19 protein-coding genes and 1 tRNA gene are annotated in these 22004 nt (G+C 73.4%); 10 read left to right on the top strand and 10 right to left on the bottom strand.

Going from position 1 to position 22004, the window contains the following annotated elements; all coding sequences use genetic code 11:
* Positions 1 to 100 precede the first annotated feature (100 nt).
* Both GSY69_RS06290 and GSY69_RS06285 read right to left on the bottom strand, forming a co-directional pair.
* Positions 101 to 568 carry a ribose-5-phosphate isomerase gene (locus tag GSY69_RS06290; protein ID WP_160953022.1) on the bottom strand — a complete coding sequence of 156 codons (468 nt, stop codon included), beginning with the start codon at positions 566 to 568 and terminating at the stop codon, positions 101 to 103.
* 127 nt (positions 569 to 695) lie between these two features.
* Entirely contained in the window at positions 696 to 1301 is a 606-nt protein-coding gene (locus GSY69_RS06285) for a mycothiol-dependent nitroreductase Rv2466c family protein (protein WP_160953021.1), read from the bottom strand.
* 148 nt (positions 1302 to 1449) lie between these two features.
* On the opposite strand from GSY69_RS06285, the gene pepN reads away from it, so the two are divergent.
* From pepN to GSY69_RS06270, 3 genes are all read left to right on the top strand, one after another.
* On the top strand, positions 1450 to 4068 hold the full coding sequence (pepN, locus tag GSY69_RS06280; protein ID WP_160953020.1) for an aminopeptidase N: 2619 nt from the start codon (positions 1450 to 1452) through the stop codon (positions 4066 to 4068).
* A 278-nt stretch (positions 4069 to 4346) separates the two neighbouring features.
* Positions 4347 to 5411: a mechanosensitive ion channel family protein gene (locus GSY69_RS06275; RefSeq protein WP_160953019.1), complete on the top strand. Its 1065-nt coding sequence runs from the start codon at positions 4347 to 4349 to the stop codon at positions 5409 to 5411.
* The gene (locus GSY69_RS06270) at positions 5408 to 5848 is read left to right on the top strand and encodes a globin (RefSeq protein WP_160953018.1); all 441 of its coding nucleotides are present in this window, start codon (positions 5408 to 5410) and stop codon (positions 5846 to 5848) included. Before GSY69_RS06275 ends, GSY69_RS06270 begins: the two co-directional genes overlap by 4 nt.
* 184 nt (positions 5849 to 6032) lie before the next feature.
* Here GSY69_RS06270 and GSY69_RS06265 read toward each other — a convergent pair whose 3' ends face one another.
* Positions 6033 to 6917 (bottom strand): hypothetical protein, encoded by an 885-nt coding sequence (locus GSY69_RS06265; protein ID WP_160953017.1) that lies wholly within the window; start codon positions 6915 to 6917, stop codon positions 6033 to 6035.
* Complete coding sequence (locus GSY69_RS06260) at positions 6914 to 7456, bottom strand: acyl-CoA thioesterase (RefSeq protein WP_160953016.1); 543 nt, start codon at positions 7454 to 7456, stop codon at positions 6914 to 6916. Before GSY69_RS06260 ends, GSY69_RS06265 begins: the two co-directional genes overlap by 4 nt.
* A gap of 108 nt (positions 7457 to 7564) precedes the next feature.
* Here GSY69_RS06260 and GSY69_RS06255 point away from each other — a divergent pair, with 108 nt between their 5' ends.
* Entirely contained in the window at positions 7565 to 8455 is an 891-nt protein-coding gene (locus GSY69_RS06255) for an acyl-CoA thioesterase (protein ID WP_160953015.1), read from the top strand.
* 120 nt (positions 8456 to 8575) lie between these two features.
* Here the strand turns inward: GSY69_RS06255 and ettA are convergent, their stop codons facing one another.
* The 5 genes from ettA to GSY69_RS06230 form a co-directional block, all read right to left on the bottom strand.
* A complete protein-coding gene (gene ettA / locus GSY69_RS06250) occupies positions 8576 to 10258 on the bottom strand; it encodes an energy-dependent translational throttle protein EttA (RefSeq protein WP_160953014.1) in 1683 nt (560 codons plus the stop codon).
* A gap of 60 nt (positions 10259 to 10318) precedes the next feature.
* The gene (locus tag GSY69_RS06245) at positions 10319 to 10954 is read right to left on the bottom strand and encodes a DUF6993 domain-containing protein (protein ID WP_235936334.1); all 636 of its coding nucleotides are present in this window, start codon (positions 10952 to 10954) and stop codon (positions 10319 to 10321) included.
* Between the two features lie 149 nt (positions 10955 to 11103).
* Complete coding sequence (locus GSY69_RS06240; RefSeq protein ID WP_160953013.1) at positions 11104 to 11727, bottom strand: single-stranded DNA-binding protein; 624 nt, start codon at positions 11725 to 11727, stop codon at positions 11104 to 11106.
* 231 nt (positions 11728 to 11958) lie between these two features.
* Positions 11959 to 13542 carry a GTPase gene (locus tag GSY69_RS06235; RefSeq protein WP_160953012.1) on the bottom strand — a complete coding sequence of 528 codons (1584 nt, stop codon included), beginning with the start codon at positions 13540 to 13542 and terminating at the stop codon, positions 11959 to 11961.
* On the bottom strand, positions 13539 to 15248 hold the full coding sequence (locus GSY69_RS06230; protein ID WP_328698781.1) for a dynamin family protein: 1710 nt from the start codon (positions 15246 to 15248) through the stop codon (positions 13539 to 13541). Before GSY69_RS06230 ends, GSY69_RS06235 begins: the two co-directional genes overlap by 4 nt.
* A 151-nt stretch (positions 15249 to 15399) precedes the next feature.
* Here GSY69_RS06230 and GSY69_RS06225 point away from each other — a divergent pair.
* The 5 genes from GSY69_RS06225 (at position 15400) to GSY69_RS06205 (ending at position 19672) form a co-directional block, all read left to right on the top strand.
* A tRNA-Arg gene (locus GSY69_RS06225) sits at positions 15400 to 15475 on the top strand.
* A 33-nt stretch (positions 15476 to 15508) separates the two neighbouring features.
* Positions 15509 to 16084 carry an AAA family ATPase gene (locus GSY69_RS06220; protein ID WP_160953011.1) on the top strand — a complete coding sequence of 192 codons (576 nt, stop codon included), beginning with the start codon at positions 15509 to 15511 and terminating at the stop codon, positions 16082 to 16084.
* Positions 16085 to 16380: 296 nt separating this feature from the next.
* Entirely contained in the window at positions 16381 to 17562 is a 1182-nt protein-coding gene (locus tag GSY69_RS06215) for an acyl-CoA dehydrogenase family protein (protein ID WP_160953010.1), read from the top strand.
* On the top strand, positions 17559 to 18893 hold the full coding sequence (locus GSY69_RS06210; protein WP_160953009.1) for a PIG-L deacetylase family protein: 1335 nt from the start codon (positions 17559 to 17561) through the stop codon (positions 18891 to 18893). Before GSY69_RS06215 ends, GSY69_RS06210 begins: the two co-directional genes overlap by 4 nt.
* Positions 18894 to 18895: 2 nt before the next feature.
* Positions 18896 to 19672, top strand: a complete 777-nt coding sequence (locus GSY69_RS06205; RefSeq protein ID WP_160953008.1) for a glycosyltransferase — start codon at positions 18896 to 18898, stop codon at positions 19670 to 19672.
* Here the strand turns inward: GSY69_RS06205 and GSY69_RS06200 are convergent.
* Positions 19645 to 20916: an aminotransferase-like domain-containing protein gene (locus tag GSY69_RS06200; protein WP_160953007.1), complete on the bottom strand. Its 1272-nt coding sequence runs from the start codon at positions 20914 to 20916 to the stop codon at positions 19645 to 19647. The two genes, GSY69_RS06205 and GSY69_RS06200, sit on opposite strands and share 28 nt — an antisense overlap.
* A 187-nt stretch (positions 20917 to 21103) precedes the next feature.
* Between GSY69_RS06200 and GSY69_RS06195 the strand changes: the two genes are divergently transcribed.
* The gene (locus GSY69_RS06195; protein ID WP_160953006.1) at positions 21104 to 21997 is read left to right on the top strand and encodes a dihydrodipicolinate synthase family protein; all 894 of its coding nucleotides are present in this window, start codon (positions 21104 to 21106) and stop codon (positions 21995 to 21997) included.
* Positions 21998 to 22004: the final 7 nt, after the last annotated feature.

The raw sequence follows: 22004 nt of genomic DNA, 5'->3' as shown, positions 1-22004 counted from the left end.
GCGCCCGCGCGCCTCGGGCGCGGCGGACTTCCGGGCCTGCCGGGCCGCCTGAGCGCCAACCGGCCGCCTGCGTGCCCGGGCGGCCGGGGCGCGGGGCGGCTCAGACCTCGCCGGTCGCCTCGTAGTCGGCGATGATGCTCAGGCGGCGCACGTGGCGCTCGTCGTCGCTGAACGCGGCGGCGAGGAACGCGTCGACGATGGCGAAGGCCTCGTCCTGCGGGTGCTGGCGCGCTCCCACCGCGACGATCTGGGCGTCGTTGTGCTCGCGGGCGAGCTTCGCGGTCTCCGTGTTCCAGGCGAGCGCGGCGCGGGCGCCGGGCACCTTGTTGGCCGCGATCTGCTCGCCGTTGCCGGAGCCTCCGATGACGACGGCGAGCGCGTCCTGGCCCGCGGCGCGCTCGTCCACGGCCGCCTGGGCGGCGGCGATGCAGAACGCCGGGTAGTCGTCCTGGGCGTCGAAGGCCTCCGCGCCGTGGTCGATCACCTCGTGACCGGCCTTGCCGAGGTGCTCGCGCAGCGCTTCCTTGAACTCGAATCCTGCGTGGTCCGTTCCGAGATGGACTCTCATGTCCGCCTTTCTGCCCGACCGTGCGTGCGGCCGGGATGTGGGTGTGTCGTGCGGGTGCAGGGGCGGGCGGGCCGCCGCGCACCGGGCTGGGCCGGGAGGTGATGCCATCGTCGGCGGCGCCTGCGGCTCAGTCGAAGACGGGGCCGGTCGTGCGGGTGCGCTTGAGCTCGAAGAACCCGGGGACGCCGGCGACGGCGAGCACGCCGTCGTAGAGGCGCCCGGCCTCCTCGCCCTTCGGGGCCGGCGAGACGACGGGGCCGAAGAACGCGACGTCGCCCACGGCGATGACGGGGGTGCCCACGTCCTCGCCCACCTTCTCGATGCCCTCGCGATGGGAGGCGCGCAGCTTCTCGTCGTACTCGTCGGAGTGGGCGTACTGTGCCAGTTCGGCCGGCAGGCCCACCTGGGCGAGCGCATCGGCGATGACGCCGTCCCAGTCGTCGCGGCCGCCCGGGTGGATGAGCGTGCCCATGGCGGTGTAGAGGGGCTCGATGACCTCCTCGCCGTGCTGGTCGGCGGCGGCGATGACGACGCGCACCGGGCCCCAGACGGCATCCATCTTCGCCCGGTACTCCGCCGGCAGCTCGCGGCCCTCGTTGAGCACGGACAGGCTCATGACGTGGAAGCGGACCGTGACGTCGCGGACCTTCTCCACCTCCAGGGCCCAGCGCGAGGTCATCCACGCCCACGGGCAGATCGGGTCGAACCAGAAATCCATCGTGCTCTTCGCCATGGGGCCTCCTTGAAGCGGTGGGCGGGTGCCGGGTCTGCGCGGACAGCGGCCCGGTGGACGGGCCGACGCCGTGCGTACGTGGAACAATGGGATCGCCCCCATCATTTCAAACGGCGGGCAGAATCCGGAAAATGCGGGAAGGGTCTCAGTGCCACAGCACAATCTCACACGCGTCGAAGCCGCGGAGCGCGCCTCGCTCCTGTCCGTGACGTCCTACGACGTCACCCTCGTCCTCGACGGGCAGGGAGAGACGTTCCGGTCCGTGACCACCGTGCGCTTCACCGCGCACGAGGGCGCCTCCTCGTTCATCGACGCGATCACCGCGTCCGTCGACCGGCTGATCCTCAACGGCGAGGAGCTCGACGCGGCGGTGCTGCGCGGGGACGCCCGCATCGAGCTGCCGCACCTGGCCGCGGAGAACGAGCTCGTCGTCGACGCCCGCTTCTGCTACATGAACACCGGCGAGGGAATGCACCGCTTCGTCGATCCGGTCGACGACGAGGTCTACCTCTACTCGCAGTTCGAGGTCCCGGACTCCCGCCGCGTCTTCGCCGTGTTCGAGCAGCCGGACCTCAAGGCGAGCTTCTCGTTCACGGTGCTGGCCCCGCAGGCCTGGACGGTGGTGTCCAACGCGCCCACCCCGCAGCCGGAGGACGCCGGTGCTGTGGCGGAGGCGCTCGGGATCTCCGGCGAGGGCCTCGCGGCCTGGATCTTCGCCCCCACTCCCCCGATCTCCAGCTACATCACCGCCATCATCGCCGGACCCTACCGGGGCGTGCACGATGCGGTGCGCAGCTCCGACGGGGAGGAGGTCGCACTGGGCGTCTACTGCCGGGCCTCGCTGTTCGAGTACCTGGATGCCGAGGCGATCATCGGCATCACGAAGGCCGGCTTCGAGTTCTACGAGGCCGCGTTCGACACGCCCTACCCGTTCGAGAAGTACGACCAGCTCTTCGTCCCCGAGTTCAACGCGGGAGCCATGGAGAACGCCGGGGCCGTGACGATCGTGGAGAACTACGTCTTCCGTTCCCGCCCCACGGAGGCGATCGTCGAGCGCCGGGCCGTCACGATCCTCCACGAGCTCGCGCACATGTGGTTCGGCGACCTCGTCACGATGAAGTGGTGGAACGACCTGTGGCTCAACGAGTCGTTCGCGGAATTCATGTCCACGCTCGCCACCGCCGAGGCCACCGAGTTCGCCTCCGCGTGGACGACGTTCGCCTCGCTGGAGAAGTCGTGGGCCTACCGCCAGGACCAGCTGCCGAGCACCCACCCCATCGTCGCGCCCATCGAGGACCTCGCGGACGTGGAGGTCAACTTCGACGGCATCACGTACGCGAAGGGCGCCTCCGTGCTCAAGCAGCTCGTCGCCTGGGTGGGGCGGGAGAACTTCTTCGCCGGGCTCAAGGCCTACTTCGATGCGCACAGCTGGTCCAACACTGAGCTTCCCGACCTGCTGCGCGCGCTGAGCGAGGCATCGGGCCGCGATCTCGACTCCTGGACCCGCCTGTGGCTTCAGGAGTCCGGCATCAACGTCGTGCGCCCGCTCGTCGAGGCCGATGAGGAGGGCCGGCTCACCCGCCTGGCGCTCGTGCAGGAGCCGTTCGCCATCGCCGGGCAGCCGGTGCCCTCGCTGCGTCCCCACCGGATCGGCGTGGGCCTCTACGCGCTCGAAGGCCGCACCCTGGTCCGCACGGGGTTCGCGGAGGTCGACCTCGACTCCGCACTCGCTGAGGTGCCGCTCGAGCTGGGCGGGCCGCGCCCGGACGCGATCATCGTCAACGACGCGGACCTGTCCTACGCCAAGGTCCGCTTCGACGAGGCCACCCTCGCGACGGTGCTGGCCCGCCTCGACGGCTTCGAGGACTCGCTGACGCAGGTCATCGTGCTCACCACGCTGTGGGACATGGTCCGCGACGGCGAGCTGCCGGTCAGCGACTACATTGCCGCGCTCACCCGCCACCTGCCCTCGATCGAGCAGTCCACAGCCCTGCTCGTCCAGTTCCGCCAGCTCGCCACCGCACTGGGCTCCTACCTGGCGCCCGAGGCGCGCCCCGCCGCCCGCGCGCGACTCGCCGAGGCACTGTGGGACATGCTCGCCACCGCCCCCGCCGGCTCGGACCAGCAGTTCCAGTGCTTCCAGGCCTTCGTCAAGCACGCCCAGACGCCGGACCAGCTCGACCGCCTCGCGGCGATCCTCGCCGGTGCCGCCGAGGCGCCGGCCGGCATCGTCATCGACACGGACCTGCGCTGGGAGCTCATCATCGCGCTGGCCGCCGCCGAGCGGCTCGACGCCGAGGCGATCGCGCGCTGGCGCGAGTCCGACGACACCGCCGCGGGGCGCCGCGCGGCCGCGACCGCGCTGGCCGCGCCGGCCACCCCGGAGGCGAAGTCGCGGGCCTTCACCATGCTCAGCGAGGACCGCGAGCTGCCCAACGCCATGGTCGCGGCGATCGCCCGCGGGTTCGGCATCGGGCTGGAGCGCCCCGACGGCAGCCCGGTGGCAGCCGAGGCGCCACTCGACGCCTTCGCCGCCGAGTACTTCGCCCGGCTCGCCGGGTGGTGGGAGACGCGCACCCTCGAGATCGCGCAGACGCTCACGCTCGGCCTCTATCCGCCGGCCTCGGAGGCGGCAGTCGGCGCCACGCGGGTGTGGCTGGACTCTCATCCCGCCGCCCCGAAGGGGCTGGTGCGGCTCATGCGGGAGAATCTCGACACCGCCGAGCGCGCGCTCGCCATCCGCGCCGCCGACCGCGCAGACGCCTGAGCGCGCAAGGCCCCGCCCGCACCGGATGGCCGCCCCGATAGGCGGGAGTGCCCCGCTGACCTGCAGCGGAGCCCGCGCCGGTTGGCAGCGGGCCCCGCTGCCAACCGCGCTCGGCCGGCGCGGGGCGGGGGCGCCTCGGCGGCGGAGGGGGGCGTGGCCCGCAGCGCGGGCACCCGGGTGGGGCTGGCGTGCGCACGAGCACGGCCGGTGTTTCTGGGTGCGGCCTCAGCCGCACCTTGGAGCGGCGCTCAGACTCCGCCGGTAGCCTCGGAGGCGATATGACGAACGACCTCCTCACCCTCGCCTCGCCCTCGCTGCCGGGCTCCCTGTCCGCGGCCGCCGCTCAGCTGGCCGCCATCAACTGGGAGTTCATCCTCGGCACGCCGCTGCGCATCGCGATCGTCATCGTCGTGGCCGTGCTCATCAACATCGTGCTGCGCAAGGCGATCCGCAACTTCGCCCACAAGATCGCCGACGGCACGACCGCCGTGTCCCGGCGCCGCTTCTCCTCCTCCGGGGCCGACGAGCAGCAGGTCGAGCCCGCGCGCCATCGCACGGAGGCCCGCGCGGACGAGGAGACCCTCAAGCGCCGCGCCCAGCGGGCCCGGACCGTCGGCTCGATGCTGTCCTCGTTCGCCACGATCATCGTCTTCATCATCGCCTCGCTCTTCGTGCTCCAGGAGCTCGGCTTCGACCCGACGCCCATCCTCGCGTCCGCGGGCGTCGCCGGCGTCGCGATCGGCTTCGGGGCGCAGTCGCTCGTCAAGGACTACCTGAGCGGCTTCTTCATCGTCGTCGAGGACCAGTACGGGATCGGCGACTCCGTGGACCTGGGCGAGGCGATCGGCGTCGTCGAGGGCGTGGGCCTGCGGATCACGAAGGTGCGCGGCTCCGACGGCACGCTGTGGCACGTGCGCAACGGCGAGATCCTGCGGGTGGGCAACCAGTCACAGGGCTGGGCGCGCGCGGTCATGGACATCCCCATGCCCTACAACGCCTCGCAGACGCTCATCGACGAGATCGTCCACACGGCGATCGCGAACCTGCGCAAGTCGCCCACGATCGGCCCCGACATCATCGAGGACCCGGAGGTGCTGGGCGTCCAGGAGCTCACCGGCACGTCCATGACGATCCGCACGCTCATCAAGACCAAGCCCAACCAGCAGTGGGCGGTGGCGCGGGCCTACCGCGCGGAGATCAAGCGCCAACTCGATCGGCGCGGCATCGCCATCGCCCTGCCGGAGCAGACGGTGCTCACCACGATGCCCGACCCGGTGCAGGCGGCCGCCACGGCTCCCTCCAGCACTCCGACCGACGGCGATACGGCCGGTGACGGCGCATGATCGACCACGTCTCGCTGCAGCGCCCGGACAGCTTCTACGCGATGATCGGCGGGCACGCGACCTTCACGAAGCTCGTCGACGCGTTCTACGCCGGGGTCGCCCAGGACGAGCTGCTCATCTTCATGTACCCGGACGGCGCGGACCTGACGGGCGCCAAGCACCGGCTCCAGGGTTTCCTCGAGCAGTACTTCGGCGGCCCGGGCACCTATTCGCAGGAGCGCGGCCACCCGCGCCTGCGCATGCGCCACCTGCCGTTCCCCGTCACCCCGCAGGCCCGCGACCGGTGGCTCGTCCACATGCGCGCCGCGCTCGATGCGATCGAGGTGCCGCCCATGTACGACGCCATGATGTGGGACTACTTCGAGCGGGCCGCGACGGCCATGGTCAACAGCCCCGAGGGCGCCACCGAGGGGCCCGGGCTGCCGGAATCGCGCTGAGCCGCGCGCGGGGCACCGGGTCACCGGCTGGCCCGCCCAGCCGCGGGGGGGGCAGAGCCACCGGCTGCGGGGCGCAGCCGAGCCATTCTTCGCTTCGGGGAGGGGCGGAGGCATTCGCGCCGGGGAGAAGCCGAGCCATTCGCGCCGGAAGAGGCGGAGTCACCCGCTCCAGGGAGTCGCTGTGTCACCCGCTGGCTCGGGTGAGGATGTGCCCGCCGCGGGTGCTCAGCCGCAGCCAGGGCCCGCTGGCGAAGACGGTCGCCGGCTCGGAGCCCGCGGCCAGGAATCCGAGCGCGTCCATCCCGAACGCCGCACCCGCCGGAAGGAGGCCGAGCACCGGCGAGGCACCGCCGGCCGGCTCAGCGGGTCGTGCGCGGGCCGAGGCGTTGTCGGCCCCGGTGGTGCCGGCGGCCTGGGCGGTGCCGGCGGCGCCCATCCCCTCGGCGGTATCGGCGGCGCCCACCCCCTGGGCGGAGTCGCCGGCGCCCATCCCCTCGGTGGTGTCGGCGGCGCCCGCCCCCTCGGTTGAGTCGGGGGCGCCCAGCCGCTCGGCGGCCCCACCCGCCTCGACGAGGCTGCGGCCCCAGACGCGGCGGCGCAGCGCGGCCACCGCGTGCGCCCCCGAGCCCTCCGGTGTGCCCCGTGCGATCTCCGCGATGCCGGCGCGGGCGATAGCGTGCAGCACCGCGGCGGGCACGCTGCCCGCGGCCGACCAGCCCCCGCGCGGGGGCGCGATGCCGGCCCAGGCGGCGTGCACCTCCTGCGGCGGCACGCCGATGTGCAGGGAACCGCGCGAGTTCGCGCGGGCGAAGCGGTCGAGGAGCGCCGCCGCCGGCACCACGGCATCGAGGCCGTCGGCCGAGGAGTCGGCGAGGCGGATCATGCGCATCCCCAGCACCAGCGGCATGCCGTCGCCCAGGCTCGCGGGATAGAGCGGCGCGCACGTGAGCACGAGCGTCGAGCCGGCGGCGCTCAGCCGGATCGCGGCCTCGGGATCCGCGCGGCGGGCGCGCTCGACCAGCGTCTGCCAGTCGGCCAGCGCGGCCGCGCTGGGCAGGGCGATGCTCACCGGCGGCGCTTGAGCGGAATCGGGTCGACGACGACCCGGCCGAGCGCCTCGACCTCGTCCTCGCGCAGACGGCGGGCACGGCCGGAGTCCGGATCGACGAAGACGACGTCGGTCTCCGCCACCGTGTAGACCCGCGACTCGTCGGGCTCGAGGACGACGTAGCCCACCGTGATCGTCACGGGGCTCACCCGGCTGATGACGACGTCGACGGCGATCGGGCCCTCCCTGTAGGGAATGGGCAGCCGGTACTCGACGGTGTGCGTGGACACGAGGATGTCCGTGTCCGCCGAGGCGGCGCGGAAGACCGGCGGGATCGGCACGCCGAACACGGAGGGGGCGGCGCCGTCCGCGGGATCCGAGGGCGCGGCATCGCGGGCCGCGGTGGGCGAGCCGAACGCGCGCACGCGCGCCTCCTCCAGCAGCCGAACCTGGGTCACATTGTTCACGTGGCCGTACGCGTCCATATCGCCCCAGCGCAGCTCGAGCAGCACGCGGGTGAAGGGGCCCGCGATGAGCGGATCGTGTGGGGTGCGTTCCATGCGCCCCATCTTGCCATCGGGGGCCGGGGACCGCGGCGGGCGGGTGCGCGCGGTGTCCTGGGCGCCGTGGGCGGCGGCTAAGCTGATCGCAGTCAAGCAGGAGGACACATGGACGATGCGCAGAACGCTGCGAACATGGCCGAGCTCGCACGCGTGCTCGACCTCGAGCCGCTGGGCGGACCCGGCCCGGGCGGCGAGGCACACGCGTTCCGCGCGTGGAACCAGCCCAAGCCCGGCGGGCGGCTGTTCGGCGGCCAGGTGCTCTCCCAGTGCGTCATGGCCACGTCGGCCACGGTCGACGATGACCGGCCCATCCACTCGTTCCACGGCTACTTCCTGCGCGCGGGCCACGACGACGTCGAGCTGCTGTTGGGCGTCGAGGACCTGCGCGACGGCGGGTCCTTCACCACGCGCCGCGTCCAGGCCTATCAGGACGGCACGCCCATCTTCTCCGGCATCGCCTCGTTCCAGCTCCGGCAGTCGGGCCTCGAGCACCACGACGAGATGCCCGCCGGCGTCCCGCGGCCCGAGGACGTTGCCCCGCTGCAGGACATGCTCGCCGCCTCGGACAACCCGCACGTGGCCGGCTGGGTGCTCAAGCGCCCCTTCGACATCCGGCCCATCGGCGGGGAGATCCACTCGCACTTCCACGGCCCCCAGGCACCCGACCAGCGCTTCTGGCTGCGCGCGGCGACCGCCTTCCCCACGGACCCGGTGCGCAACGCGGCCGCCGCGGCCTACGCCTCGGACTACAGCCTCCTCGAGCCCACCCTGCGCGCGCACGGGCTGAGCTGGAGCGACGCCCGCCTGCGCATGGCGAGCCTCGACCACGCGATGTGGTGGCACGCCCCCATCGACTTCAACGACTGGCTGCTCTTCGACTACCGCTCCCCCGCCGCGGAGAACGGGCGCGGCCTGGGCATCGGCCGGATCTTCAGCCGCGATGGGCGCCTGCTCGCCTCGGTGGCCCAGCAGGGCATGGTGCGCGTCAAGGAGTAGCACCGCCCCTGTGGGCAGGAACGCAGTGGGACTCACCGCCGGCCCGCGCATGCGAAAGGGGGCGCCGCCCGGCAGTGCCGGGCGGCGCCCCCTTGCGTGAACCGCAGGCGCGGGTGAGGCTCAGTCGCGCGTGAGGCGGCGGTGGGTGATGCGGTGGGGGCGTGCGGCCTCCTCACCCAGGCGCTCGACCTTGTTCTTCTCATAGGCCTCGAAGTTGCCCTCGAACCAGTACCAGTTCGCGGGATTGTCCTCCGTGCCCTCCCAGGCCAGGATGTGGGTGGCGACGCGGTCGAGGAACCAGCGATCGTGCGAGGTGACCACGGCGCAGCCGGGGAAGTCGAGGAGCGCGTTCTCCAGCGAGCCCAGGGTCTCGACGTCGAGGTCGTTGGTGGGCTCGTCGAGGAGCAGCAGGTTGCCGCCCTGCTTGAGGGTGAGGGCGAGGTTGAGCCGGTTGCGCTCACCGCCGGAGAGCACCCCGGCCTTCTTCTGCTGGTCAGGGCCCTTGAAGCCGAACGCGGAGACGTAGGCGCGCGAGGGCATCTCCACCGCGCCCACCTGGATGAAGTCCAGGCCGTCGGAGACGACCTCCCAGAGCGACTTGTCCGGGTCGATGCCGCCGCGGGACTGGTCGACGTAGCTGATCCGCACGGTCTCGCCGACCTTGAGGTTGCCGCCGTCGATCTCCTCGAGGCCCACGATCGACTTGAACAGCGTCGTCTTGCCCACGCCGTTCGGGCCGATGACGCCCACGATTCCGTTGCGCGGCAGAGTGAAGGACAGGTCGTCGATGAGGAGGCGGCCGTCGAAGCCCTTCTCCAGGTCCTTCGCCTCGATGACGATGTCGCCCAGGCGCGGGCCCGGCGGGATCTGGATCTCCTCGAAGTCGAGCTTGCGGGTCTTCTCCGCCTCCGCGGCCATCTCCTCGTATCGGTTGAGGCGCGCCTTCGACTTCGTCTGGCGGGCCTTCGCGTTCGAGCGGACCCACTCGAGCTCTTCCTTCAGGCGCTTCTGCAGCTTCTGGTCCTTCTTGCCCTGGACCTTGAGGCGCTCCTGCTTCTTCTCCAGGTAGGTGGAGTAGTTGCCCTCGTAGGGGTAGAGGTGGCCGCGGTCGACCTCCGCGATCCACTGTGCGACGTGGTCGAGGAAGTACCGGTCGTGGGTCACGGCGATGACGGCGCCGGGGTAGCTGGCCAGGTGCTGCTCGAGCCAGAGCACCGATTCGGCGTCGAGGTGGTTGGTGGGCTCGTCGAGGAGCAGCAGATCCGGCTTCTCCAGCAGCAGCTTGCACAGCGCCACGCGGCGGCGCTCACCGCCGGACAGGTTGGTCACCGGGGTGTCCGGCGGCGGGCAGCGCAGCGCGTCCATGGCCTGCTCGAGCTGCGAGTCGAGATCCCAGGCGTCGGCCGCGTCGATGGCCTCCTGCAGCTTGCCCATCTCCTCCATGAGCGCGTCGAAGTCCGCCTCCGGATCCGCCATGAGCTCGGAGATCTCGTTGTAGCGGTCGACCTTCGCCTTGATCTCGCCCACGCCCTCTTCGACGTTGCCGAGGACGGTCTTGTCCTCGTTGAGCGGCGGCTCCTGCTGGAGGATCCCCACGGTGTAGCCGGGGCTCAGGCGGGCCTCGCCGTTCGAGGGCTGATCGAGGCCGGCCATGATCTTGAGGATCGTCGACTTGCCGGCGCCGTTGGGCCCGACCATGCCGATCTTGGCCCCCGGGTAGAAGGACATCGACACGTCGTCGAGGATGACTTTGTCACCGTGCGCCTTGCGCGCCTTGTGCATGGTGTAAATGAATTCGGCCATAGTGGTCCCAGGTTATCCGCCGGGCCGGTGGCCTGCCAGTCGGGGCGCGTGGGCAGGCGCTCAGTTGCCGCCCAGGCCGCCGCCGGAATCGGAGTCGCCGTCCGAGTCTCCCGAGTTCGAGCCACTGGAGCCGGGCGATCCGCCGGACGTCGAACCGCTGCCGGAGCTCGGCGACTGCGTCGACTTGGGGTTGTTGAGGTCATCGCCGGGCAGGTGGCCCGCCCCGTTGTCGGTGTCGCCGCTGCGGCGCTGCTCGCCGGTGGGCGCCTTCACGCCCTTGGGCCGCTCGACCTTGCCCATGAGGCAGGTGCCATCGGACTTCATCGGGGGCATGAGCTCGGCGGTGACCTTGCCGTCGCGGATCTCGCCGACGACGCAGCCCTCCTTGACCTTGACGCCGAACATCTTGGCGGGCACATCGTGCTTGAGAGGAGAGGAGTCGATCGTCGTCTCCAGGTTCTTCTTGGCGTACCCGGCCTTGGTCATGGCGGCGAAGAACTGCTTGCTGTCGGGCATCGTGCCCGCGTCGGTGAGCGGCTTGAGCGCGGCGGCGACCTTGTCGACCGCGGCGGGCACCTCCTTCTCCTCGGTCTTGGGCGCATTGCCCTTGGGGCCGAAGAAGCCGCACCCGCTGAGCGCGGCGAGGCCGGCACATGCGACTGCGACGGGCGCTGCCCGGAGGATGCTGTTGCTCACGCCCGCAAGCCTACCGCGAACCGGCCCACGAGCGGCCAGCGCACCGCCGCGGGGCCCTGCCTGGGCCCGCGCGACACAGCACGAGGAGCTCCGGAGGCCGGGGCGAACGCGCCCGAGTGCGCCGAACCCCGAACGGAGCCCGCCCTCGGTCAGAACGGCGGGGAATCACCGCCCCCGCCGTCCGCACCGGCGCCCACGAGGCTGCGCTCACCGTCCGCCTCGTCAGCGGAGCCCTCGGAACCGCGACGCTGGGTCTGGGCAGCGCGCCCGCCCGCTCCCGCTCCTCCCTCGACCGCGCGCTCCTTGCCGGGGCCTCCTGCACCCGCGGCGGCACCGCCGGGGCCACCACCGCCGGCCCCGGGTGCGCCCGCCGTGCCCGGGACGGTCTCCTGGGCGGTCTCGCCGCCGTCGGGGCGCTTGGCCGCGCGGCTGAAGCGCGTGGCTCCGAAGCGCATGTTGTGGCCCACCATCTCCGCGACGACCTGCGGGGTGGAGCCGGACTTCTCCTCGGTCTGCCACTCGCGCACGCGCAGCCGGCCGACGACGATGACGGGCTCGCCCTTGTGCAGGGAGGCGAAGAGGTTCTCGGCCAGCGCGCCGAAGGCCGACACGTCGAACCAGGTGGTGTCGTACTCCTCGAAGGCGCCGGTGGACGGATTGAAGCCGTCATGGGAGACGGCCATCCGGAAGCTCAGCCAGCGCTTGCCGTCCGCGGTCGTGCCCGCGCGCGGCTCTGAGCCGACCGTGCCGATGAAGTGGTTGAGGATCTTCATGGTGTCTCCTTCTGAGTCCGGGCCCAGGCAGGGCCGTGCTCAGAGGAGATCACGCGGCGGACGCGCACCCCGGGCAAACGGCGGGCGCTGTGGACGCACCTCCGGCGTCCCCAGCCACCACCTCACACCGGGCGCGGGCCTTCCACCGCTCGCAGCCGCCGCGGCCGCACGGGGAACCCGCTCAGTACAGAGGCTCCGCGCGGCGCACGCGCGCGCTTGGCAGCGCCAGCCTCAGCGCAGCGCGTCGTAGATGGCCCGGTGCTCGGCGAGGACCTGTGCGATCGGCGCGAAGTATGAGCCTGCGGCGGCCCGGCCAATGGCATCGGCCATGCGCTCGCGCACCTGGGCCGCAGCGCGATCGGCACCGCGAAGGCGGGCGCCCGCTGCCAGGACGGAAGTGATCAGCGAGCCCACGGCGCCGAGCACGAGCACCCCAGCGGGCACGATCCACAGCAGCGGGCTCCCATCGAGCAGGCCCAGCACTGCGGCGATGATCCCTGCGACCAGGGCCAGCGCGCCGATGATCGTGAGGACGAAGAACAGCACCTGGAAGAACCGTGCCGCCCCCCACCAGCCGGGCGTGGGGCGCTCCAGGTGCACGCCTGTCACCGCCTCGTCAAGGGTCTCGGTGAGCTGCGCGGTGCCGCGCTTCTCCGCCGAGCTCACGGAATCCCGCCAGCTCAACGGCAGGCCGGCAGTGGCCTCGGCGACGAATTCGTGGGCGGCGAGGTTGACCCGCGCGCTCTGGGCGGGGCTGGTCTCCGGCACGCCGGCGCGCAGCAGATCGTCCCGGTCGCCACCGTGGCGGGCACCCAGCGGGTCCGGCTTGCCGCGCTGCAGGCGGGCGAGCACGGGGTACGCGCTCACCCGGTAGGCCCGGCGCAGGTAGTCGTCGTGCACGGTCTGGGCCAGCGCCTCGACGCCGGCAGCCTCCTCCATGGCGGCCACGAGCCTGTCCGCGCCGGCAAGCTGCTCGGGATCCGCGACGGGTTCGCCGAGTTCGCCGCGGATCCGCTGGCCCATGGCCTGCAGATCGGCGACGAGGCGCTCACCGGCCGCATCGTGTGCGGAAACGGTCTCCTGCAGCAGGGTGCGCAGCTCGGGCACGCCCTCGCGGGTGGCCGCGGAGGCCAGTCGCACCTCGGCGTCGGCCAGCCCATCGTGCTCGAGCAGCTTGCGGAGGTGGTCGGCTGTGGCCCTGCGCTCGTCGAAGGCGAGCCGGTCGACCTGGTTGAGGACGACCACGACGCTGTCGGAGTACTCGGCCAGCCGGGTGAGGTAGCGCGAGTGCAGCGCGTAGTCGGCGTACTTCTGCGGGTCGACGATCCACAGGACCACATCGACCATGCCGACGAGGCGGTCGGACTCCACGCGGTGGGCCTGCGCCGTCGAGTCGTGGTCGGGCAGGTCGAGGAGCACGAGGCCGTGGAGGGCCTCCTCATCGTGGCCGTCGAGGGCGCTCTCGCGCCACGTGCGGTTCTCCGCGGGCACCTCGAGCCAGTCGAGCAGGTCCTCGCCGCCGCTGCCCCACACGCACGCGGTGGGCTTCGACGTGGTGGGCCGGCGGACGCCCACCTGGGCGATCTCCAGCCCGGAGACGGCGTTGAACAGGCTCGATTTGCCCGAGCCGGTCGAGCCGGCGAACGCGACGACGGTGAAGTCGTCGCCCAGCCCCTGGCGCTGCTCGGCGCGGCCCAGGAGCTCGGCGGCGGCCGTCGCGGTCTGCGCGCTCAGCGCACCAGCCTGGGCGTTGAGCGCGGCGCGGATGCCCGCCGCCCGGCGCTTGATCTCGCTGCGGGTGGACTCGCTGGTCACAGCAGTTCCTCCAATCGGGCGGCGGCCCCGCGCAGGGCACCGGCCTGGCGCGCGGGCACCTCGGAGACCGCGAGCGCATGGTCGTAGGGGGCGCGGCAGGCGCGCAGCAGTGCGCCGGCGTCCGTGAGGAGGCTGCGGCGCGCGGTGATGGCGAGGTCGCGCGTGACGTCCTCGCCGAAGATCGTCACGAGCAGCTTGTCGGCCACGAGTGCGGTCGAGGTGCGCTGCTGGGGTCCGCGGTCGCCGCCGATGCCGCAGAAGACGCCGATCATGAGGACGGCCGCGACGCCGTTGACGCCGAAGGACAGGATGCGGGCGCGGGCCCGCTTGCTCTGCCCGACCTCGCCGACGAGCTTGTTGACGTCGTCGATCCACTCCCCCACCAGGGCGCGCAGGCGGGCGTCGAAGTCGGCCGGCAGGCGCGTCATCTCCGGATTGGCCTGCACGATCGCGGCACCGGCCGGCGAGTCCTGCCACTGCCGCGAGGTGGCCGCGACGGCCTCGACTGCCTGCTCGCGCACGAGCACGGATACGGCGCCGGCGATCGCGTTCTCGAGTGGCTCCGCCGTGTCGCGGCGGCCGGTGACGGCGGAGGTGATGCGGTCGCGCAGGCGGGCGACGGTGGGCTCGAGGCCGCGGAAGAACTGCCCGGCGCCCACGAAGTCCTGCCAGCGGGCCAGTACCTCGCCGCGCAGGGCGCGCCCGCCCACGAGCGCGCGGGCGAGCTCGTCGGCGGCGTGGGCGAAGGCCACGTCGACGCTGCGGGACAGTCCATCGTGGGCGGCCTCCTGCTCGGCGGCGCAGTCCGCCAGCGCCTCGATGCGCGGGGGCACGGCCCGCAGGGCGCCGGCCAGGGTGCGGGCCATGACGCGTTCGCGGGCGCGCTCGCTGCGCCCCAGGTTGAGCACCCATGACTGGAGCGGGAAGATCGCGGCATCGGGGATCATCCCGTCGCGCAGGTTGAGCTCCGGCACGGTGAAGATGGGGGCGGACTCCAGGCCCTGGGCGGCGAGCAGCTCGCCCAGGTGGTGGCGGACCTCCCGGTTCGCGGCGGCGGGCACGCGGTCGAGCACGATGGCCACGGCGGTGCCGCGCTCCGAGCAGTCCGCGAGCAGCTCCCACGGCATCGCATCGGCATAGCGCGCCGCGGTCGTGACGAACAGCCACAGGTCCGCGGCGGCGAGGAGCTGGCGGGCGAGCGCCCGGTTGTCCGCCTCGACCGAATCGATGTCCGGCGAGTCGATGAGCGCCAGCCCAGGGGGCACCGCCTCGGAGGAGACGAGGCGCAGCTGCGGGTCGTCCCCGCGCTGCTCGGAGCGGGCGACGCGGCGCAGGCCGGGGAGTACGCGGGCGGGGTCGCCGAAGTGCGCGGAGTCCGCCGGGTTGTGCACGAGTACCGGCCAGCGGGTGGTGGGCCTGAGCGCGCTGGCGGCGGAGACCTCGGCGCCGATCATCGAGTTCACGAGGGTGGACTTGCCGGCGCCGGTCGACCCGCCCACGACCACGAGCAGCGGCGCGTCCGCGTGCGCGAGTCGCGGCAGGAGGTAGTCGTCGAGCTGGTCGCCGATGCTGCGCACGAGTTCGTGCCCGCGCACCCCGTCCGGGGTCCGCAGGGGGAAGCGCGTGGCGTGCACGCGGGCGGCGAGGTCGCGCAGCGCGGACCCGATGCCCGGCCGCAGCGCCTGTTCGTCGGATGCATGAGTCACGCGTCCACCTTCTCCGCTTTCTCTCAGACTCTCCACTCACCACGCCGGTGAGCCCCCGGATTCCGGGCCGCGTGCGCTCCGGCACCGTGCCCGGTGCACCGCGGCGAGCGCGAACCTCGTAGTAGTGTGTGGGCGCCGGGCGATCCGGCGCGCCTCCATAGCTCAATGGATAGAGCAACGGCCTTCTAATCCGTAGGTTCCCGGTTCGAGTCCGGGTGGGGGCACCAGGGACCCGGAGGCACGGAGGGGCGGGAGGCGCCATGGCACGCACCGCCCCGCCTCTTCACGGCACTCCCCCGGCCGCGCGCATCCTCATCGCCGGACCCTCCGGGACCGGGAAGACGACTCTCGCAAGGCGGGCCGCGAACCTCACTGGCATCCCGCACACGGAGATCGACGCCCTCTTCCACGGTCCCGGCTGGAGGCCGCTGCCGGACTTCGCTGCGAGGGTGGAGCGCCTGAGCGCCCAGAGTGCCTGGATCACCGAGTGGCAGTACCGCGAGCACGTGGGCGACCTGCTCGCCGGACGCGCTCAGCTGCTCGTCCACCTGGACTACGCGCCCCACGTGCACCTGACCCGACTCGTGCTGCGCACGCTGCGCCGCCGCCTGCGCGATGAGCCCCTGTGGGCGGACAATCGCGAACCGCCGCTGCGCACCTTCTTCACCGACCCCGAGCACATCGTGCGCTGGGGCTGGGCCACTCGCGCGCGCATCCGCCGCGCGGTCCGCACTGCCGCCGAGGCGCACCCCGGGCTGCGCACCCTCGTCCTGTCCTCGCCCCGCCAGGCGGAGGCGTGGCTGCGCTCGCTTGCGGGCGAGGGCACACAGCACTGAGGACACGCGCGGGCCGCACAGCAAGCGGCTTGAGTGCTCGAGCCAGGGTGAATTCGATGATGCCCGGGGACCTGCCCGAGGTGCCTCTGTGTCTGCGCTGGCGTCGACCAGGGGCTTTAGTCCAGAACCCCTCCGGCCCGGTGGCAACGCTCGCGGAAGCGAGTGCGCGTTGCCGCCTCCACGGCGGGACAAGTAGCCTTGCAGCAGCCGCGCCGGAGTTCTCGCGCGCGGCCACACCGCCCCACTCGCACCGCGGAGTCCGCGGTGGAGACGTCCACAGGCAAGGAGCGCCCCCGGTGAATCCCCTTCTCCTCATCCCGGGCACCTCGCCACAGGACCGCGGCGCCGTGGCCGACGCCTTCGCCCAGGCCCGCGCTGCCGCGGCGGCCCCCGACCCCATCGGCGCCGCGCTCGCGGCCGCCGATGCCTGGGCGGGCGACCTCCCACTGCCCGGTTCGAGTGCGACCGCGCTGCGCTGGTCGGCGCTCGCCGCCATCGGCGCCGCGGACCTGACCGTGGCGCGCGCCGCCGAGCCCCACCTCGACGCGCGCGCCATCCTCGCCGAGGCGCTCACAGGCGGCGCCGGGTCCCCCAATCCTGCCTCGCCCTCACCCACCGGCATCGACGTCGATGCCGGCACCGCCGCCCGCTGGGCAGTCTACGCCGCCGAAGCCCCCGGTCTGCGGGTCGAGGCCGCACAGGGTGCAGACGGCGCCTGGAGCCTCACCGGCACCAAGCCCTGGTGCTCGCTGGCCGACCGTGCGAGCGCCGCGCTCATCACCGCCGCCTACCCGGACGGGCGCCGGGGCCTGTTCGCCGTCGACCTCGGGCAGCCCGGTGTCACTGTGGGCGACGCCTCCGCGTGGCAGCCCCACGGTCTGGCCGCGATCACCACCGCCGAGGTGCGCCTGGACTCCGCCCCCGCGCTGCCCGTGGGCGGCCCGGGCTGGTACCTCGAGCGGCCGGGCTTCGCCTGGGGCGGGGTGGGCGTGGCAGCGATCTGGTACGGCGGCGCCGTGGCCATCGCCGAGCGGGCCTTCCGCCACTTCTCCGGCCGGGAACCGGACCAGGTCGCAGCCCTCCATGCCGGCCGCCTCGACCTCGTCCTGCGGGCCGCCCGCGCAGCGCTCGGCGAGGCCGCCGCCGCAGCAGACACCCCCGCGGATGATGGCTCCGAGGCACGTGGCACGTGGGCCCTGCGCGCGCGCAGCGCGGTCGCCCAGGCCGCCGATGAGGTCATCGCGCTGGCCGACCACGCGATGGGCCCGGCCCCACTCGCGCTCGACCGGGAGCACCTGACCCGCGTGTCCGACCTGCGGCTCTACGTCCGCCAGCACCACGCCGAGCGCGACGTCGCCGCCCTGGGCCGCGCGCTCATCGCGGCCCGCCGCGACCCCGCGGCAACGACAGGGTCCACCGGGGCCGACGCACCGCGCGCGGCTGCCGACGGGCAGCGCGCGGAAGCCGGCGGCCGATGAGCGCCTTCACGCACCTCGGCGCCGGCACCCCGGCTCAGGCGTGGGCCGAACGCGCGGCGGCCGAGGAGCCCGCCCGGCTCGACCTGCGGCCCTACGGCCGAGTCGTGGTCCTCGCGGCGCACCCGGATGACGAGACCCTGGGCGCGGCAGGACTCATCGCCACGGCGGTCGCCGCCGGCTGCGACGTCGAGGTCATCGTCGCCTCGCTCGGCGAGGCATCCCATCCGGACTCCCCCACGCACTCGCCGCGCGAACTGGCCCGCGTCCGGGAGGCGGAGCTGCACGCCGCCGCGGAATGCCTGGGCGTCGAGCCGGCCCACGTCTCGGTGCTCGGCATGCCCGACGGCGGGATCGCCGCGCGTGAGGAGGAGCTGGTGCACGCCGTCGTCGAACGACTGGGCGAGGCCGCCGGCACGCTGCTGGCGGCGCCGTACTCCCACGACGGGCACCCCGACCACGAGGCCGTGGGCCGCGCGGGCCGGGTCGCCGCCCTGCGCTGCGACGCCGAACTCGTCGAGTACCCCATCTGGCTCTACCACGCGCAGGCCCCGGACGCCCTGCACTGGGCAGACGTCCGCGCGCTCCCGCTGGGTGCGCAGACTCGGGCGGCCAAGCGCGCCGCGCTCGCCGCGCACGCCTCCCAGGTTGCACCCCTGTCGGATGCGCCGGGTGACGAGGCGATCCTGCAGCCGGGCATGCTCGCGCACTTCGACCGGGACACCGAGTGGTTCGTGGCCGTCCCGCGCGGCGAGCTGCGCGACGATGCGCTCGACGCCCTCCACCGCCGCCGGCCCGAACCGTGGGGCGCCCACGAGCGCTGGTACGAGGAGCGCAAGCGCGCCATCACCGTGGCGATGCTGCCCCAGCGCCGCTATGAGCGCGCCCTCGAGGTGGGCTCGTCGACGGGCTGGCTCGCAGCGGCGCTCGCCGAGCGCGCCGCCGCTGTGCTGGCCCTCGACGCCTCGCCTGCCGCCATCGCCGCCGCCCGAGCCCACGTGCCGGACACGGTGGAGCTCGAGCGCGCCCGGGTTCCCGAGGAGTGGCCCGCCGGGACCTTCGACCTCGTCGTCGTGTCCGAGACCGCCTACTTCCTCAGCCCCGCGCAGAACGCCCGCCTGCTCGAGCGCATCCGCGGCAGCCTCGCGCCGGCGGCGACGGTCGTCTACTGCCACTGGCAGCACCCGATCGCCGGCTGGCCGCTGTCGCCGGCCGCCATCCACCACCGCTTCGCGGCCGCCGGGCTGCTGGACGAGTTCGCCCGCTACCGCGACCGGGACGTGGAGATCCTCGTGCGCGCCTCGCCCGCCCACCGGCCCGATCCGGAGCGCTGAGCGTGGGCGCCATCTGCGCGGTCGTGCCCGCGTGCAACGAAGAGGACCACATCGGGGCGTGCCTTGCCGCCCTCGACACAGCGCGGCGGGTCCTCGCGGTGGAAGCCCCAGGCTGGTCCTCGCACGTCGTCGTCGTCCTCGATGCGTGCACCGATGCCACCGAGGAGATCGTCCGGCAGCACCCGGGGGTGCAGGCCATCCGGGTGCAGGAGCGCTGTGCGGGGGCCGCCCGAGCCGCCGGAGCCGCGGCTGCGCTGGACGGGCCGGCGGCAGCCCCGCGGCCGGGGCCGGTCCCGCAGCAGGCGGCAGTCCCACAGCAGCGGCAAACGCCACCGCAGGCGAAAGCCGCGGCAGCCCCGGCGCCGGAACTGTGGCTGGCCTGCACCGATGCAGACAGCACGGTGCCCGCAACGTGGCTGGTCGATCACGTGCGCGCCGCCCAGGCCGGGTGGGACGCCCGCGTCGGCACGGTCGAACCGCTCCTGGGCGAGGACTTCACCGCGGCGGACGCGCAGCGCTGGGCCTCCCAGCACACGCTGGGGCCCGGGCATCCCCACGTCTTCGGCGCCAATCTGGGCATCTCCGCCCACGCGTACCGCGCGGTGGGCGGCTTCGCGCCGCTGCACGTGGGCGAGGACGTCGACATCGTCGAGCGGATCCGCGCCCGCGGGCTGCCCGTGCAGGCGACGGCCGAGGCGCCGGTCACCACCTCCGCCCGGCCCCGCAGCCGTGTGGCCGGCGGCTTCGCCAGCTACCTCGCGCGCCTGAGCGCCCAGTAGGCCGCGCCCGGCAGGCCGCGCTCAGCCGCGGCCTGCGGTGTCTTCGCCCGCCAGTTCGGCGCGCACGGCGCCCACGAGGCGCGCCACGCCCCGTCTAGGTGCTCCTCGGTCTCGAAGGAGAACGCGGCGCGGACCGAGCTGCTGGTGGCGCCGTCGATGCGGAACATGGTGCCCGGGAGGAACACGAGCTTGCGCTCGAGCGCCCGGTCGAGCACGCGCTGGGCGTCCGCGCCCCCGGGCAGATCGAGCCAGCAGAAGAAGCCGCCCTCGGGGCGCACGTAGTGCAGGCCCACATCGTCGTGGGTGCGCAGGGCCGCAGCGAATGCCTCGAATTGGCGGCTGTAGCGGCGCGCGGATTCGCGAATCGCCTCGCGCCAGCCGCCGCGCTCGACGAACCGGGCCGCGAGCTCCTGGGCCAGCACGTTGGGCGAGATGACGCTGCTGTTCGCGGCGTTCTGCACGAGAGCGCGATACGCATCGGGGCAGACGGCCCAACCGACCCGCAGGCCGGGCGCCAGGATCTTGGAGAACGAGCCCAGGTGGAAGACGGCCTGCGGGTCATACGACCACAGCGAGGGGCGCCTGCGGCCGTCGAACGCGAGCTGGGAGTAGGCCGCATCCTCGACGATGAGCGCACCCGCGGCGCGGCAGGCCTCGACCACCCGCGGCCGGCGGTCCTCCGCCAGCGTCGTGCCGCGCGGATTGTTGAAGTCCGGGATCGTGTAGAGCATGCGCGGCGCGCGCCCCTCCCGGCCGGCCCGCGCGAGGGCCGCGTCGAGCGCCTCGGGCACCAGCCCCTCCACGTCGGTGGCGACCGGGATGACGTGCGCCCCGGCCGCCCGCAGCAGGTTGAGCATCGCCGGGTAGGTGTCCTCGTCGACGAAGACGGCATCGCCGGGGCTCACGAGCAGGCGGGTGATGACATCGAGGGCGTTCTGCGCGCCGGAGAACACCTGGACGGCATCCGCGGCGAGGTCCGCGCGCTGGTCGGCCATGAGCTCGACGATCGCCTCGCGCGTGGAGGGCTGGCCCGCGCCGGAGCCGTACTGGAGCATGGGATCACCCGGCTGGCGCAGCAGCCGCGCGGCCTCCTCGGCCATCCAGCCGGTGTCCGTGAACGCGGGGTTGGGATCGCCGCTGGCGAACGAGATGTAGCCGCCCTCCAGGGCGATCTCGAAGATGCGGCTCAACGGCTTCGGCTCGAAGGCCCGGGCATAGCGTGTGGGTTCGTCTGCGCTCGTCATCGTGGTGTCCATCGTAGTGGGGCGGCCTGTGCGGGCGTTTCGGACCCCGGACGAGTTCGGGCGCGCCCCGGTGCCGGCGCATAGGCTGAGCACCGCGGTGCAGGCCCTGCACGACACAGGGCCTGCCCCGGCCGCGCGCCGCCCCCACAACCGCCGCGCCAGCACCCGTACCCCGCAAGGAGCCACGATGTTCACCGGCCTCAACGCCTTCCCCCTCACGCCGCTCGCCGAGGACGGCATCGACGAGGCCGCCTTTACCGGCCTCATCGAGCGGCTGGCCGCCGCCGGGGTCGACGCGATCACGGCGCTGGGCTCCACCGGGTCCTATGCCTACCTCACGCGGACCGAGCGGGCGCGCACGGCACACCTCGCCGTCGCCGCCGCCGGCGAGGTGCCCGTCATGGTGGGCATCGGGGCGCTGCGCACGCGCCATGTGCTCGAGGCCGCCGAGGACGCCCAGCGCGCCGGCGCCGCCGGGGTGCTGCTGGCGCCCGTCTCCTATCAGGCGCTCACCCACGATGACGTCTACGGTCTCTACGCTGATGTCACCGCCGAGCTCTCCGTGCCCCTTGCCGTCTACGACAATCCCGGGACCACGCACTTCGCCTTCGACGATGAGCTCTACGCGGCCATCGCGAAGCTGCCCGGGGTGGCGTCGATCAAGATCCCCGGCGTGCCCGCGGACCCCGGTGAGGCCCGGGCGCGGATCGACCGCCTGCGCGCGCTGCTGCCCGACCGCGTGACCCTGGGCGTCTCCGGCGATGCGTGCGGCGCCGCGGGCCTGGCCGCCGGCTGCGACGCCTGGTACTCCGTCATCGCCGGCACCCTGCCCCAGGCGGCCCTCGCGATCGCCCGCCCGGCCCTGGCCGGGGACCGCGCGGCCGCGCACGCCGCATCCGAGCGCCTCGCGCCCCTGTGGGAGATGTTCGCAGCCCACGGCAGCCTGCGCCCCACCGCCGCGATCGCCGAACAGCTGGGGCTCGTGGCCCGGCCGTGCCTGCCGCTGCCCATCCGCGGCCTGGGCGAGGGCGAGCGTGCCCGGCTGGCGGGGATCGTCGCCGACCTCGGGCTGGACGGCTGAGGCGCCC

This window comes from Brevibacterium rongguiense, assembly GCF_009857845.1.
Taxonomy (GTDB): Bacteria; Actinomycetota; Actinomycetes; order Actinomycetales; family Brevibacteriaceae; genus Brevibacterium; species Brevibacterium rongguiense.
Note: the sequence above shows the minus strand (reverse complement) of the source record. Positions and strands in the feature narration are given on the sequence as shown.